The sequence below is a fragment of the Nocardiopsis sinuspersici genome, from assembly GCF_001998325.1.
Lineage (GTDB): Bacteria > Actinomycetota > Actinomycetes > Streptosporangiales > Streptosporangiaceae > Nocardiopsis > Nocardiopsis sinuspersici.
In genome coordinates this window covers 3859541-3873089 of record NZ_MCOK01000001.1, presented here as the reverse complement: position 1 = coordinate 3873089, position 13549 = coordinate 3859541, and the positions used below count along the sequence as shown (strand labels likewise).

Annotated in this window: 12 protein-coding genes; 9 read left to right on the top strand and 3 right to left on the bottom strand. The window is 72.1% G+C overall.

What is annotated here, in order from left to right:
• Nucleotides 1-258 precede the first annotated feature (258 nt).
• The 5 genes from NOSIN_RS16735 (at nucleotide 259) to NOSIN_RS16715 (ending at nucleotide 6410) form a co-directional block, all read left to right on the top strand.
• Complete coding sequence (locus NOSIN_RS16735) at nucleotides 259-1926, top strand: ABC transporter substrate-binding protein (protein WP_077691648.1); 1668 nt, start codon at nucleotides 259-261, stop codon at nucleotides 1924-1926.
• A gap of 212 nt (nucleotides 1927-2138) precedes the next feature.
• Nucleotides 2139-3143 (top strand): ABC transporter permease, encoded by a 1005-nt coding sequence (locus NOSIN_RS16730; protein WP_077691647.1) that lies wholly within the window; start codon nucleotides 2139-2141, stop codon nucleotides 3141-3143.
• On the top strand, nucleotides 3143-4195 hold the full coding sequence (locus NOSIN_RS16725; protein ID WP_077691646.1) for an ABC transporter permease: 1053 nt from the start codon (nucleotides 3143-3145) through the stop codon (nucleotides 4193-4195). Before NOSIN_RS16730 ends, NOSIN_RS16725 begins: the two co-directional genes overlap by 1 nt.
• 2 nt (nucleotides 4196-4197) lie before the next feature.
• Nucleotides 4198-5307 (top strand): ABC transporter ATP-binding protein, encoded by a 1110-nt coding sequence (locus NOSIN_RS16720; protein ID WP_077691645.1) that lies wholly within the window; start codon nucleotides 4198-4200, stop codon nucleotides 5305-5307.
• Nucleotides 5304-6410 (top strand): ABC transporter ATP-binding protein, encoded by a 1107-nt coding sequence (locus tag NOSIN_RS16715; RefSeq protein WP_077691644.1) that lies wholly within the window; start codon nucleotides 5304-5306, stop codon nucleotides 6408-6410. The genes NOSIN_RS16720 and NOSIN_RS16715 overlap by 4 nt, the downstream gene beginning before the upstream one ends.
• A 209-nt stretch (nucleotides 6411-6619) precedes the next feature.
• On the opposite strand, the gene NOSIN_RS26825 is transcribed toward NOSIN_RS16715, so the two are convergent.
• Nucleotides 6620-6817 (bottom strand): hypothetical protein, encoded by a 198-nt coding sequence (locus tag NOSIN_RS26825; RefSeq protein ID WP_143832946.1) that lies wholly within the window; start codon nucleotides 6815-6817, stop codon nucleotides 6620-6622.
• A 177-nt stretch (nucleotides 6818-6994) separates the two neighbouring features.
• On the opposite strand from NOSIN_RS26825, the gene NOSIN_RS16705 reads away from it, so the two are divergent.
• The 3 genes from NOSIN_RS16705 to NOSIN_RS16695 all read left to right on the top strand — a co-directional run bounded on the left by NOSIN_RS16705 (nucleotide 6995) and on the right by NOSIN_RS16695 (nucleotide 8920).
• Nucleotides 6995-7345, top strand: a complete 351-nt coding sequence (locus NOSIN_RS16705; protein WP_077691642.1) for a hypothetical protein — start codon at nucleotides 6995-6997, stop codon at nucleotides 7343-7345.
• 164 nt (nucleotides 7346-7509) lie between these two features.
• Entirely contained in the window at nucleotides 7510-8313 is an 804-nt protein-coding gene (locus NOSIN_RS16700) for an LPXTG cell wall anchor domain-containing protein (RefSeq protein WP_077691641.1), read from the top strand.
• 238 nt (nucleotides 8314-8551) lie between these two features.
• Nucleotides 8552-8920: a thiol-disulfide oxidoreductase DCC family protein gene (locus tag NOSIN_RS16695; protein WP_077691640.1), complete on the top strand. Its 369-nt coding sequence runs from the start codon at nucleotides 8552-8554 to the stop codon at nucleotides 8918-8920.
• A 78-nt stretch (nucleotides 8921-8998) separates the two neighbouring features.
• Here the strand turns inward: NOSIN_RS16695 and NOSIN_RS16690 are convergent, their stop codons facing one another.
• Together NOSIN_RS16690 and NOSIN_RS16685 are read right to left on the bottom strand one after the other, a co-directional pair.
• The gene (locus NOSIN_RS16690) at nucleotides 8999-9883 is read right to left on the bottom strand and encodes a 3-methyladenine DNA glycosylase (RefSeq protein WP_077691639.1); all 885 of its coding nucleotides are present in this window, start codon (nucleotides 9881-9883) and stop codon (nucleotides 8999-9001) included.
• Between the two features lie 20 nt (nucleotides 9884-9903).
• Nucleotides 9904-11712, bottom strand: a complete 1809-nt coding sequence (locus tag NOSIN_RS16685; protein ID WP_077691638.1) for a coiled-coil domain-containing protein — start codon at nucleotides 11710-11712, stop codon at nucleotides 9904-9906.
• A gap of 407 nt (nucleotides 11713-12119) precedes the next feature.
• Here NOSIN_RS16685 and NOSIN_RS16680 point away from each other — a divergent pair, with 407 nt between their 5' ends.
• Nucleotides 12120-13544, top strand: a complete 1425-nt coding sequence (locus NOSIN_RS16680) for an aldehyde dehydrogenase family protein (protein WP_077691637.1) — start codon at nucleotides 12120-12122, stop codon at nucleotides 13542-13544.
• Nucleotides 13545-13549 lie beyond the last annotated feature (5 nt).

The following is a 13549-nucleotide window of genomic DNA, read 5'->3' as shown; positions in this document are numbered from 1 at the left end:
ATTCATCCCATGACCGGATAATGTGCGCGCCATTTCCGGGAACCCACGTGCGCGACAATGGGGGTGTCGCCCGAGGAGCTCCCGTGGTAAAGGGACGCCCGGTTCGACACGCCGCCATCGGAAATGCACCCATGGGTCACGGCACAGATGTGAAACGGTTGTATTAATACCCAGCCGTCTACCTTCACAGTCACTCGCGAAGCGGTCTAGGGTCCACTCAATCGTTCCGGGGCCCCCGACCCCCCATTGAGGTGGACCATGTTCGCGAAGTCTTCCCGAAAGCCGCTGGCCCTCCTGGCCGCCGCGGCGGCGCTCACGCTGGTGGCCACGGCGTGTGCCGAGAGCACCCGAGACGACGGCGGATCCGATGCGTCGGAACCGTTCGTCTTCGCCTCCGCAGGCGACATCAAGACCCTCGACCCCTTCCTCACCAGCGACGGTGAGACCTTCCGCTACAGCCGACAGGTCTTCGAGACCCTCCTGGAGCACGAGTCGGGCGGAAGCGAGATCGTCGGCGGACTGGCCGAGGAATGGGAGCAGTCCGAGGACGGCACCGAATGGACCTTCCACCTGCGTGAGGGCGTTCTCTTCCACGACGGGGACGAGCTCGACGCCGAGGCGGTCTGCGCCAACTTCGAGCGGTGGTACAACCTCTCGGGCGGATACCAGAGCTCGAACAACTCCTATTACTGGCAGTCGATCTTCGGCGGTTTCGCGGAGAACGAGAGCGAGGACATCCCCGAGCCCAAGTTCGTCTCCTGCGAGGCCCCGGAGGAACTGACCGCGGTCATCACGATCGACGAGTACTCCTCGGTCTTCCCGGGCGGTTTCAGCCTCGCCGCGTTCGGCATCATGAGCCCCAGCACCCTGGAGGCCGTCGCCGACGCGGAGATCAGCGGGGAGGAGGGCAACTACACCCTCCCCGAGTACACCCAGAAGGCCGGGACGGTCGCGGGCACCGGCCCGTTCACCGTCCAGGAGTGGGACCACGACCAGGCCGCGGTGACCCTCGAGCGCTTCGACGACTACTGGGGCGACCCCGCGGGCTTCGAGACGATGATCCTGCGCGCCATCCCGGACGAGACCGCACGGCGCCAGGCGCTGGAGGCCGGTGACATCCACGGCTACGACCTGGTCGCGCCCGCCGACGTGGACCCGCTGACCGAGGCCGACTTCCAGGTGCCCACCCGCGACGTGTTCAACATCCTGTACATGGCCTACCAGCAGGAGGCCAACGAGGCCCTCGCCGACCTGGAGGTGCGCCAGGCCCTCGCGCACGCCGTGGACCGCCAGCGCATCGTCGACACGATCCTCCCCGAGGGCGGTGAGGTCGCGACGCAGTTCCACCCCGACACCCTCGACGGCTGGTCCCCGGACGTGAAGACCTACGAGTACGACCCCGAGCTGGCCAAGGAGATGCTGGCCGACGCCGGGCAGGAGGACCTGACCCTGGAGTTCTGCTACCCGACCGACGTCACCCGCCCCTACATGCCCGCGCCGCGCGACATCTTCGACGTCATCGCCTCGGACCTGGAGGCGGTCGGCGTCACCGTGGAGCCGGTCACCTACGAGTGGACCGAGTACATCCCCAAGACCAACTCCGGTGAGTGCCCGCTGTACCTGCTCGGCTGGACCGGCGACTACAACGACGCCTACAACTTCATCGGCACCTGGTTCTCCGGGTACAACAGCGAGTTCGGCTTCCGCGACGAGGACCTGTTCGCGGCCATGGAGGAGGCGAGCGGCAACCCGAACGACGAGGAGCGCGTCGCCGCCTACCAGGACCTGAACGAGCAGATCATGGACATCCTGCCGGGGCTGCCCATCTCCAGCTCCCCGCCCTCCATCGCCTTCGCCCCGAACGTCAACCCGCCCAACGTCAGCCCGCTGACCCAGGAGAACTTCGCCGAGGCCTCCTGGAAGTAGCCTGACCCGCTCCCAGGAGAGGGAGGGCCCGGCCGGCCCCGAGCCGGTCGGGCCCGTGCATTGCCCGGGGCACCGCGCCGCGGCCGCGCCACACGCGCGGGGCACGCGTGCCCCCCTAGGGCCCACGTCCCCACAGCCCCCGAACTCCCCGCCACACCCCGGCGGGGGCGCTTCGCGTCCATCGTTCCCACCACTGGCGAAAGGCGGCGAAGGTGCTGCGATTCATCGTCAGGCGTCTCCTTCAGCTGATCCCGACACTGGGCGGCCTGTCGATCCTGCTGTTCGTCTGGCTGCAACGGCTGCCGGGCGGACCGGAGTACGCCCTCCTCCCCGACGACGCGACGGCCGAACAGCGCGCCGAACTGCGTCGGTCCCTGGGCCTGGACGAACCTGTCATGGTTCAGTACCTGGCCTTCCTGCGCCGTATCGCCCAAGGCGACCTCGGCACCTCGCTCACCACCGGAAGGGCGGTCACCGAGGAGTTCCTCACGCGCTTCCCGGCCACGGTGGAGCTGTCGGTGACCGCGATGCTGATCGCCGTCACCGCCGGGATCCCCCTCGGCTACCTCGCCGCGCGCAGACGCGGCTCCGTACTGGACGTCGCGGCCGTCGGCGGATCCCTCCTGGGCATCTGCACACCGGTGTTCTTCCTCGCCTTCATCCTGAAGGTGGTCTTCGCCGAGAAGCTGGGGATACTCCCCTCGGCCTTCCGGCTCTCGCCCGGGACGAACCGCACCGACCTCAGCGGCCTCGTCGTCCTCGACGGCCTCCGGACCGGGGAGTTCGACGTGGTGTGGAACGCCCTGCTCCACCTGGCGCTGCCCGGGGTCGCCCTGGCCTCGATCCCGCTCGCCGTGATCGTCCGGATGACCCGGGCCAGTGTCCTGGAGGTGGTCGGCGAGGACTACGTGCGCACCGCCAACGCCAAGGGCCTGCACCGCAACACCGTGCGAACCCGCCACGTGATGCGCAACGCCCTGCTCCCCGTGGTCACCTCGGTCGGCCTGCTCACCGGAGCCCTGTTCTCCGGTGCGGTGCTCACCGAGAGCGTCTTCGCCTTCCCCGGTATCGGCTCGTTCATCTACGAGGCCACGCAGACCCGCGACTACCCGGTCCTCACCGGGTTCATCCTGCTCATCGCGACCATGTACGTGTTCATCAACCTGCTGGTGGACATCTCCTACAGCCTCCTCGACCCGAGAGTGCGGGCCCAGTGATGCCGACGACACCGAGCTCCCAGAACCGGTCCGAATCCAGGGAGGGCACGAAGGCCCCGGAGCCCGCGGACTCCCGTGACGGGCACACGCCCCTGCTGGGGCGCAGGGCGGCCAAGGTCGACCGGCTCGCCGAACTCATGGGCCGCCGCGAGGAGGGCGGGCACGGCGCAGGGGTCTGGCGCACCGCGTTCGACCGCATGCGCCGCAGTCCCATGGCCATCACCGGCGCCGTCATCGTCGCGGTGTTCGTCGTCGTGGCCCTGTTCTCGCCGGTCATCGCCCCGTACGAGCCCGTGGCCCAGACATGGGGCGACGAGGTCTTTCCCAACCGCAGCGTGTTCGTCGGCCCGCGCGCCGAGAACTGGCTCGGCCTGGACAACCTCGGCCGCGACCAGTTCTCCCGGATGGTGATCGGCGCGCGCCAGACCCTCCTGGTCGGCGTGGTCGCCACCCTGGTCGGCTTCGGCGTCGGCGCGCTGCTCGGCGGCGCGGCCGGGGCCGCGGCGGTCCTGGGCGGCCGGTGGGGGCGCCAGGTCGACAACCTCGTCATGCGCGTCATCGACATGATGCTGGCGCTGCCCACCCTGCTGCTCGCGGTCACCGTCGCCGCCCTCGTCGGCCCCAGCCTCACCACGGTCATGATCGCGGTCGGCGTCGCCCAGGTCCCGATCTTCGCGCGCCTCCTGCGCGGCGCGATGCTCTCCCAGGGCAGCCGCGACTACGTGCTGGCCGCCCGCGCTCTGGGCGTGCGCAAGCACAGGATCGCGCTCGTGCACATCCTGCCCAACTCGCTCGGCCCGGTGATCGTGCAGTCCACGCTCACCCTGGCCACCGCCATCATCGACGCGGCGGCCCTGTCCTACCTGGGCCTGGGCAACCCGGACCCGGCCTTCCCCGAGTGGGGGACCATGCTCGCCGACGCACAGCGGTTCCTGTCCAGCGCGCCGCAGTTGGCCGTGTACCCGGCGCTGGCCATCATCGTCACCGCCCTGGGCTTCACCCTGCTGGGTGAGGCGATGCGGGAGGCACTCGACCCCAAGCTGAGGAAGTGACCATGAGTTCCAGCACGCCGCTGCTCGCGGTGGACGAGCTGTCCGTGGTGTTCGGCGGACACGGCTCCGACGAGGTGCGGGCCGTGGACGGGGTGTCCTTCACCCTGGAGGAGGGGCGGGTGACCGGCCTGGTCGGCGAGTCCGGCTGCGGCAAGAGCGTCACCTCGCTCGCCCTCATGGGCCTGCTCCCCGACCGGGGGGTACGCGTCGGCGGCAGCGCCGTCATGCAGGTGCCCGGGGGGACGGCCGACCTGCTGAAGCTGTCGCAGAGGCGCATGCGCGACCTGCGCGGCTCGCAGATGGCGATGATCTTCCAGGACCCGCTCAGCTCCCTCAACCCCGTGGTGCCCATCGGCCGCCAGGTCACCGAGATCCTCCGCAGGCACCGGGGCATGCGCGGGTCGGCCGCCGCCAAGGAGGCCGCCGAACTGCTGGACCGGGTGGGCATCCCCGACCCGGAGCGGCGGCTGCGCGAGTACCCGCACCAGTTGTCGGGCGGCATGCGCCAGCGCGCGCTCATCGCCATGGCGGTGGCCTGCCGGCCCCGCGTGATGATCGCCGACGAGCCCACCACCGCCCTGGACGTCACCATCCAGGCGCAGATCCTGGAGCTGCTCAAGAACCTGGTCACCGAGGAGGGCACCGCCCTGCTGATGATCACCCACGACCTGGGCGTGGTCGCCGGGCTGTGCGACGACATCAACGTCCTGTACGCGGGCCGGGCGGTGGAGAAGGCGCCGCGCGCGCCGCTGTTCGCCCAGCCCACCCACCCCTACACGGTCGGCCTGCTGGGCTCCATCCCCCGGTTGGACGCCCCACGGGGAGAGCCGCTCACCCCCATCCGGGGATCGATCAACGACAACATCGCATGGACGCGGGGCTGCGCGTTCGCGCCCCGCTGCGACCACTACACGATGGAGTGCCTGCAGGGGCCGCCGGACCTCGTGGCGGTGGGCGCCGCCGCCGGTGTGGAGGGCGGCGGCGGGAGCACCGGCGCCGCGGCGGAGCACGTGCACCGGTGCGTCAACCCCGTCCGCGGCGCGGACACGGCGGACCGGTCCGCGCCGGAGAGCCCGGCCGCGGTCGGCGAAGACGAGGAGGCGCAGGGATGAGCCTGCTGCGGATCAACGACCTCAAGGTGCACTTCCCCATCCGTCGGGGTGTGCTCTTCGACCGCACCGTCGGCCACGTGCGCGCGGTCGACGGAGTGAGCCTGCAGATCCGGAAGGGCCAGACCTACGGCCTGGTCGGCGAGTCCGGATGCGGCAAGACCACCCTGGGCCGGGCCGTGCTGCGGCTGGTGGACATCACCGAGGGCGAGGTGCTCTTCGACGGCCGGGACCTGGCCGGGCTGGACGGCGAGTCGATGCGCCGCGAGCGCAAGAACCTCCAGATGGTGTTCCAGGACCCCCTGGGCAGCCTCAACCCCCGGCAGAACATCGGCTCCATCCTCCTGGAGGGCCTACAGACCCACGGGATCGGCGGACCCGCCGAGGGGGAGGGGCCGCCGGAGGGCCGGAAGCGGCGCGCCCTGGTGCTGGAGGACCAGCGCAGGCGCGTGGTCGAGGCCCTGGAGAGGGTGGGCCTGTCGGCGAAGGCGCTCACCCGCTACCCGCACGAGTTCTCCGGAGGGCAGCGCCAGCGCATCGGCATCGCCCGCGCGCTGGTGCTGGAGCCCGACCTGATCATCTGCGACGAACCGGTGTCGGCGCTGGACGTGTCGATCCAGGCCCAGGTGCTCAACCTGCTGGAGAAGCTGCAGGGCGAGCTGGGACTGACCTACCTGGTGATCGCGCACGACCTGGCGGTGGTCCGCCACGTCAGCGACGTGGTCGGAGTGATGTACCTGGGCGGGCTGGTGGAGGAGGCCTCCGGCGACGACCTGTACGAGACGCCGATGCACCCGTACACGCGGTCGCTGATGTCGGCGGTGCCGGTCCCGGACCCGCGGGTGGAGGACACCCGCGAGCGCATCCTGCTCGCAGGGGACCTGCCCTCACCCGCCGACCCGCCGACGGGGTGCCGGTTCCACACCCGCTGCCCGTGGCGGCAGGAGGAGCGGTGCGATACCGAGCGGCCCGAACTGCGCCCGGTCGGGGACGCCGCCGGGGGCGGCACCCACCGGGTGGCCTGCCACTACGCCGAACAGATCCTCTCCGGTGAGATCCGGCCCAACGAGGAGATGGCCGAGCGCATCGTGCACGGCGCCGGCTGAACCCGCCGGCGGGGGCGGCCGTCCGAGCCAGGGCGGCCGCCCCCGCCGCACGGGAGAGGGCCACCGCGCGGCGGCCCGCCTTGGGCCGCCGGACCGCCGAGAGGCCGGGACGCCTCCCGACGAGGGGGCCGACCCCGGCCGGCGCCTGCCCGTACCGGTCGGCCCGATCAGCGCCAGGACCCGCCGCAGGCCCCCGGAGGTCTCCTCCGTCACCGCCGGAACCCGCCGCGCCCGTGCAGGTAGTCGGCCAGTTCCTGGATGTTGCGCTCGCTGTTGCCGGTGCGGCGGTCCAGGACGTCGGCGGGGGCGGTGCGCGAGGCGGTGGACCCGTAGTCGTCGGGGCGCGGGGGAGCCCGTCCGGCCGGCCGTCGGCGCAGCGTGCGGGCGATGGCCATGACACGTGTCATCCCGAAGCCGCCGAATCCTCACGGTCCACAGGTGACAGCGGCGACTTCCGCCGGGACGCCGCCCGCGACAGCCTGGGGACACGGCTTTCGGCCGTCCCCGACCCAGGCCACCGGCCCCCGGCCACGACCGGAACCCCGGTCCCGACCACCGCGTCCGATCCGGTGACGACTCTCCCGATGGTGGTGTCTCCGCTCATGCTGCTGATCTCCCTCCTACTGCGCCACCGCACCCGGATCGCCCGGCGCCTGCTGGAACGGCTGCGGTCCCTGGCCCTGTCCCTGTCCCTGGGATCCACGGCCTGGCCGGCCGCGGGGCGGCGCTGGGGCGACTGGGCGGCGGCTCCGACGGTCCTGTGGGCGCTGTGCGCGGGCCTGGCGGCCGCGGGGATCACCGTCGGCGTGTGGCACGTCCTCCGGGCCGGGGCCGGGGGACGGCGCCGGCCGCACGTGTCGGTGTTCGTCCTGTCGGTGGTGTTCTCCCTGACGCTCGGCTCCCTGATGGCGTGGAGCGTGGCCGTGGCGGTCTGACCCGGCGGGGAGGCGGGAGGGAAAGGCAGGTGGGAACCGATGTTTCTTTGACGATCTGTGATGCGTGTACCGGTGCGGGGAGGGGGGAAGGAAGATAAGTTTGACTCGCGCTTTAACGTGAGCCCGCCCAGCCCCCGCGGGCATCTCTACCAACAGGAGTCCCCTTGTCCCCCAACCCTGGTACGGGCGCGTTCGGTGCCCGTCTCCTGCTCGGTGCCGCACTGGTCGCGGGCACCGTTCTCGGCGGCGCCTCCACGGCGTTCGCCAGCCCCGGCCCCGGTACTCCCGGTGACAACGGAACCATCAAGGTCCACAACCCGGGAACCCCCGACGAGGACAACAGCAACATCCCCAAGGTCTGCGACTTCCAGCTCACCGCCTTCAACTTCGACAGTGCCCAGGAGGCCGCCTGGGAGATCGTGATCAAGCTTGAGGAGGGCGGCTGGTCGAAGGAGCCCGTGCTGGAGGGCGCCATCACCCTGAACGACGAGGGTGCGGGCACCACCGAGGTCCTCGACCTCCCCGACGGCCAGTACAAGCTCTACTGGGAGAACACCAAGAACGAGAAGCACAAGGTCTTCAAGGTCAGGTGCGAGGACCCGGAGGACCCGAAGGACCCGAAGCCGACCACCCCCGAGGAGACCCCCGGCGAGGAGCCCACCACGCCTCCGGGCGAGGAGGAGACCCCGGGCGAGTCCCCCGACCCGACGGACCCGGCCGGTCCGGTCGACCCGGAGGAGCCGACCGTTCCCGAGGAGGCCGACGGCGCGACCGAGCCGACGCCCGGCCCCGACGCTCCCGAGGCCGATGACGGGAAGGCCCCGGCCGACGAGGAGGCCGCTCCCAGCCTTCCCGTGACCGGTGCGGCCCTGACCGCCCTGGTGGCCGCCGGAGCCGTCGCCGTCGCCGGCGGTGGCGCGGCCGTCTACTTCACCCGCAAGCGCAAGGGCGCCGACGCGCAGGAGTAGGAACCGCCAGTCATGAGGGGGCGGCCACGATCGCGGCCGCCCCCTTCTGTGCGTCCGGTCCCGCGCGTTTCCACGCCCGCGCGGCTCCGGTACCCGCACGGCGACGGCTGTGCCGTTGCCCACGCCGGGCCACGGAACAGCAGGTGGAACCGGTGGGGGACCGGGACCGCTCCCGGTGGACCGGAGAAACACCGGGGAGGGCCGGGAGAAACCGTCCGGCGCCGGGCACGATGGTGGCATGAGGCCTTCACTGGACACCGTCCCGGGCACCGGGGCGTTCCTGTACGACCGGGACTGCGGTTTCTGCAGGCGTTCGGTCGTCCTCGCCCGCGACCGGCTGCGCGTGCGCAGCCGCTTCGTGGCCTGGCAGGACTTCGACCTCGACTCGGCGGGCCTGACCCCGGAGCAGACCGACGCCAGCGCCTGGTTCGTGTACGCGGACGGGCGCCGCTTCTCGGGCGGCGACGCCGTCGCCGAGCTCCTGCTCCACGGGCGGCCCCTCACCCGGCCGCTGGGCCGCCTGGCGCGCTTTCCGCTGCTGCGCGTGCTCAACCGGGCCGCCTACCGCTGGGTGTCCGCCAACCGCCACCGCCTCCCCCTGCCGTAGCCCCCGCGGCCTCGGCCCCGTCCGCCGGCGAACGGGAGGCACGGACGCACCCGCGCGCACGCGGTCCCCGTCGGACGCTCAGGCGGCGCGTAGGGCCCGGCACACGCCGAGCAGGCGCTCACGCAGCGCCGCGCCGCGCTCGGCGAAGTCCCGCTGCGCCTCCATGTACGCGGCCTTGCCCTCCGCGGTCTCGATCCGCACCGGCTCGTACCCCCACTCCGTCAGGTCGTAGGGGGAGGCGCGCATGTCCAGCGTCCGGATCTCCCGTGAGAACTCGAAGCAGTCCACCACCAGCTCCGAGGGGACCGCGGGGGTGAGCTTGTACGCCCACTTGTACAGGTCCATGTTGGCGTGCAGGCACCCCGGCTGGTCCAGTTCGGCCTGCCGCTCCCTGGTGGGCCGCAGGGTGTTGAGCGGGCGCGCGGGCCCGGTGAAGAACCGGAACGCGTCGAAGTGCGAGCACTGGATCCGGTGCGACTCCACCACCCGGTCGGTGCCCTCGTGGCCCAGCCGCAGCGGCACCTGCCCGTGCCGTACCTCCTCGGTCCGGTACACCATCGCCCACTCGTGCAGCCCGAAGCAGCCCAGGTGGGCGGGACGCGAGGCGACCGAAGACAGCAGCCGCTCCACGAAGTCCAGTACCGGCCGGGCCGCCAGGAACGCCCCGGTGTCCAGGCCCACCGCACCGCCGGGCAGTTCCGTGTAGAACCGCTCGTCCAGGCGGGCGCGGGCGCCACCGCCCAGCAGCACCGTCCCCACACCCGGGTGCCAGCGCCGCAACTGGGCGGGCTTGAGGTTGTAGTAGGTGAACAGGAAGTCCTCCACCGGGTGGCGCACGCCCTCCCGGCGGCGCCGCAGGTGGTCGGCGACCAGCGCGTCCACGCGGCGCCCGTGCCGGTCGGCGCGCTCGCGCCACAGCGCCTCGGCGAGGGCGGTCGGTGCCTGAGTACTCGTTCCCGTCACGGCGACCAGGGTACGCGGAGTCAGTTCGACTGCTGTACGGGCAGGTGGCGGCCCAGGTAGCCGATGTACACGCGGTTGGTGGTGTTCGGTCCCAGGTGCGGGTAGAAGTACAGCCTCGGACAGATCCCGTACTCGATGTCGAGCTTGATGTGCGCGTACATGGGCACCCGTCCGCTGGGCTCGACCTCCTCGGGGACCCGGAAGAGGCGCTTGTCGTTGAGCTTGCCCCGGTTGCGCACGTAGTCCGACTCCTGGGAGGCCAGCCGCTTGACGGGGATCACCTGGTACCCGTCGGGCGTCTCCCTCAGATAGGAGTGGAAGCCCAGCCCGCTGCCCGGGTTGTCGAACTGGTAGCGGGCGTAGTCGTTCAGGGCCAGCAGCGCCTCCCAGGCGCGGGTGACCCACAGGGACTCCTTGCGGCTGTCGGACAGCTCGTACACCGTCTGGTCCTCGATGGTGAAGTACAGGTGCGGCAGCACGGAGTCGTCGGTGATCCGCTCCAGGAGCTCGCTCACGCTCGCGGGCGGCCGCTGCTGAGGGTCGCGGGGCGCGGGCGCCGCGGCCAGCCGGAACAGCCCGGCCTCGCGCGCCTGCTCGCGCAGCCAGCGGGCCTCGTAGCGGGCGGCGCGCAACTGGTCCCGGGCGGTGTCGAGCTCCTCGCCCAGGTCGGCGGTCTCGGCCAGGAGTTCCTGGCGCTCCTCGGAGAGCTCGTTGATCCGCGTGCCGAGCCGGGTGACCTCATCGCGCAGCCGCTGGGTCTGCTGCTCCAGCGCCTCGCGCTCCTGGCGGGAGGAGGTGTCGGCCGGTCCCTGCGCCGAGCGGTGGGCGACGGCCGGACCCCTGGCCCCGGGCGGGACCGCCCGGGGCCAGGCGGCCGTGCCGCTGCCCCACGGGGTCTGCCGCACGTCGTCGGTCTCCTCGACCAGGAAGGCGTCCACCGCCTGGAGCGGATCGGGCAGGCACACCTCCAGCGCGTTGTCGCGGACCCGCCGCGACAGGGCGGAGCCCACCCAGTTGCGGATGCGCTCTCCGTCGCGGGCGGTGTCGAGCGTGGTGGGGCTCATCCGGGGGTGGCGCGCCGCGTCCTCCTCGTCGAGCAGGTCCACCCGGGGTAAGAACGTGCGCACCCCGCCGGACGGCACGTCCAGGCTCCGGGGCAGCAGGGCGCCGACGCGTTCCTGGGCGGCGGCGTCGAGCACGTACCCGGCGCACATGCCGGTGCACCGGGACAGCGCGCCGGCCATGGCGATCCGCCAGTCGGCGACGGTGACGTCCCGGGGGGAGCCGGTGGCCACCACCGCCATGCGCCTCCGGGGATCGCGGATCGTGGCCACGAGCGTGTCGACGAGGGAGTCGTCGCGCCCGCGCACGATCTTGGGCGTGGGCGGCAGGGGGTGGTCGCCGTCATGGCCGTTCACGGTGTCCAGGAGCATGCGGGCCGCCTCGGGCGGCATGACGTCCAACCGGGGCGACTCGGCGCCGAACCGGTCGGAGGCGGCCGGGTCCACGGTCATGTCGATCCACGCGTACTGCCACGGGGACAGCTCGGGGTCCACGACCACGGTGGCGATGGTCCGCCACGTGCCGTCCGGTTTGTCGGACTCCGTGGTCAGCCGCAGGAAGGACAGGCCCTCGTCGGGGTTGTCGTGCCGGACGACCAGCGCGCGGGAGCGGTTGCTCAGCTCGAAGCGGCCCGAAGCCGCGAAGTCCACCCGCGCACCCGAGTTCCCGCGCTTGCTCAGCCACCGGGACAGGACCGTGGAGGTGGCGGCGACCAGATCGCCGTCGTGTTCCGGGACTGCGACGAGTGTGCGATAGACAAGCGGCAATGAGCACTCCCGGGCTCCCGTCGGCGGCGGTGGACCCGAGGGTCCGGCCGAACACACTGGCAGAGCCCTCCTGACCACTCTGGACGAAGGAGCCCGCCGACGCCAGTCGGTCGACCAAAGATCCCGGCCGGGCCTTCGGGTCCGCGGCGGGAAAGCGCGGCCGCGGACCCGTTCCCTCCGGGTGCTCGCGCATCCGGTCCCGGGACTGGTGGTCCTCAAGGTACTACTTCGCGGGCCGCGCCGTACTCCGCCCGCGTGGCCGGGGAGAGGGGCCGCGCGCGGGAGGGACCGGTGCTCCGCCGGAGGACTTCCCACGGCGGCGGTTGCTCCACCGTGGCCAACCACCGAGCGGGGATTGGCATATCTGGACAAGACGTCCGGGGAGACGGCGCACTAGCGTCACGGTCATGTCTACGCGTCCGTTCTGGCTGGCCGGCACCGCCGCGACCGGCGACACCGAGATCACCGTCGTCAACCCCTACACCGGCGAGGACGCGGGTACGGTCTCCGTCCCCACCGTCGAGCAGATCGAGCAGGCCGTGGCCGCCGCGCACGCGGTCGCCGACGAGGCCGCCGCCCTGCCCGCCCACACGCGGGCCGACGCCCTCGGCCACGTCTCACGGCGTATCGGCGAGCGCGCCGAGGAGATCGCCCGCACCATCACCGCCGAGAGCGGCAAGCCGATCAAGTGGGCCCGGGCCGAGGCCGGACGCGCCGTGTCCGTGTTCCGCTGGGCGGCCGAGGAGGCCCGCCGTGACAGCGGGGAGCTCCAGCGCCTGGACACCGACCCCGGCGGTACCGGGCGCATGGCCGTGGTCCGGCGCGTCCCCAAGGGGCCGGTCCTGGGCATCTCCCCGTTCAACTTCCCCCTCAACCTGGTCGCCCACAAGGTCGCCCCGGCCCTTGCCGTCGGCGCCCCCGTCATCCTCAAGCCCGCGCCCACCACCCCGATGACCGCACTGATCCTGGGCGAGATCATCGCCGAGACGGACCTGCCCGGCGGCATGGTGTCGGTGCTGCCCATGCCCAACGACCGCGCCGCCTCGCTGATCACCGACGAGCGCCTGCCCGTCATCTCCTTCACCGGCGGCCCGTTCGGCTGGAAGCTGCCGGAGCTGGCCCCGCGCAAGCACGTCACCCTGGAGCTGGGCGGCAACGCCGCGGCCGTGGTGCTCTCCGACGCCGACCTGGACTGGGCGGCTCAGCGGGTGGCGCTGTTCGGCAACAACCAGGCGGGGCAGGTGTGCATCGGCGTGCAGCGCGTCATCGTCGAGGACTCTGTCTACGACGCGTTCGTGCCGCGCCTGGTGGAGCGGGTGGAGGCCCTCGGCACGGGTGACCCCGCCGACCCTGACACCGACGTGGGCCCGCTCGTGGAGGAGGCCGCGGCCGAGCGCGTGGCCGAGTGGATCGACGAGGCCGTCACCGCCGGGGCCGAACTCCTGACCGGCGGCACCCGCGACGGGGTCACTGTGGCGCCGACCGTGCTCGCCGACGTGCCGGCCGACGCCCGGGTGGTGCGCGAGGAGGTCTTCGGCCCGGTGCTGGTCCTCCAGCGGGCGGCCGACGTCGACGCGGCCTTCGCCGCGGTCAACGACAGCGACTTCGGCCTCCAGGCGGGCGTGTTCACCCGTGACCTGCCCACCGCGTTCCGCGCCCACCGCGAGCTGGAGGTCGGCGGCGTGGTGATCGGCGACGTGCCCAGCTTCCGTGCCGACCAGATGCCCTACGGCGGCGTCAAGGGGTCCGGTGTGGGCAAGGAGGGCGTGCGCGCCGCCATGACCGACCTGTCCTACGAGCGGGTCATGGTGCTCACCGGCATCGCCCTGTAGCGGGC